1 protein-coding gene is annotated in these 1246 nt (G+C 65.9%); it reads right to left on the bottom strand.

What is annotated here, in order from left to right; all coding sequences use genetic code 11:
- Positions 1 to 33: 33 nt before the first annotated feature.
- Positions 34 to 1239 carry an RNA-guided endonuclease InsQ/TnpB family protein gene (locus tag ACFU95_RS51035; RefSeq protein WP_383844822.1) on the bottom strand — a complete coding sequence of 402 codons (1206 nt, stop codon included), beginning with the start codon at positions 1237 to 1239 and terminating at the stop codon, positions 34 to 36.
- Positions 1240 to 1246 lie beyond the last annotated feature (7 nt).

The raw sequence follows: 1246 nt of genomic DNA, 5'->3' as shown, positions 1-1246 counted from the left end.
TTGACTTCTCCCCCTCCTGAAGGAGGGGGATTCTTACGGCTCGCGCCGTGAGGGTTTCTGCTTCGTCGCCGACTGCCCGCCCGGAGTTCTCCGTTGAGGCCTTACACCAGCTCCACAGACTGTCACCGCCAGCCCGGCGGCCAGAAGGTTGCGTGCCGCGTTCACGTCCCGGTCGTGGGTCGTTCCGCAACTGTCGCACGTCCAGGTACGGACGTTCAGCGGCATCTTCTCCTGCAAGGTGCCGCAGTGGGAGCACAGCTTGGACGAGGGGAAGAAGCGGTCGACCGCGATCACTTCCCGCCCGTACCAGGTGGCCTTGTACTCCAGAAGGCCCCGGAACTCCGACCACGCCGCGTCCGAGATGGCGCGGGCCAGGCTCCGGTTCTTGACCATGTTGCGCACGGTCAGGTCTTCGATCACGATCGTTTGGTTTTCACGAACGAGCCGAGTGGTCAGCTTGTGCAGGCCGTCGCGCCTGCGGTCGGCGATCCGGGCGTGGATCTTGGCGACCTTCCTGCGGGCCTTGGCCCGGTTCGTACCGTCGCCCTTGGCCTTCTTCGCAAGTTCGCGCTGGGCCTTCGCCAGACGTGCCCGGTCGCGGCGCTCGTGCCGGGGATTGGCGATCTTCTCTCCCGTGGAAAGCGTCAGGAGGTGGTCCAGGCCGACGTCGATGCCCACCGCGTTGTCGCTGGCGGGGAGCGGCCTGACGGACCGGTCGTCGCACAGCATGGAGACGAACCAGCGCCCCGCGCTGTCCTGCGACACGGTCACCGTGGACGGCTGCACCCCCTCGGGGAGCGGACGCGACCACACGATGTCGAGCGGTTCACTCATCTTCGCCAGCGTCAGCTTCCCGTCGCGGAAGCGGAACCCGGAGGTGGTGTACTCGGCGGACTTCCGCGACTTCTTCCGCGACTTGAACCGCGGGTACTTCGCCCGCTTGCCGAAGAAGTTCGTGAACGCCGTCTGCAAGTGCCGCAGGCACTGCTGAAGCGGGACCGACGACACCTCGGCCAGGTAGGCCAGTTCCTCGGTCTTCTTCCACACCGTCAGCATCGCCGACGTCTGGTTGTAGTTGACCCGCTCCTGTCGCGCCCACGCCTCCGTACGGGCAGCGAGCGCCATGTTGTAGACCTTGCGCACACAACCGAACGTGCGCGACAGCTCGGCTGCCTGCGCGTCGGTCGGATGGAAGCGGTACTTGAACGCCCGCTTCACGCACGTCGTGGTCACGCTCACAAACTAG

Origin of the sequence: Streptomyces sp. NPDC057623 (assembly GCF_042800355.1) — a bacterium.
Taxonomy (GTDB): Bacteria; Actinomycetota; Actinomycetes; order Streptomycetales; family Streptomycetaceae; genus Streptomyces.
The sequence above is the reverse complement of the archived record's forward strand: the minus strand, read 5'-3'. Positions and strand labels throughout refer to the sequence as shown.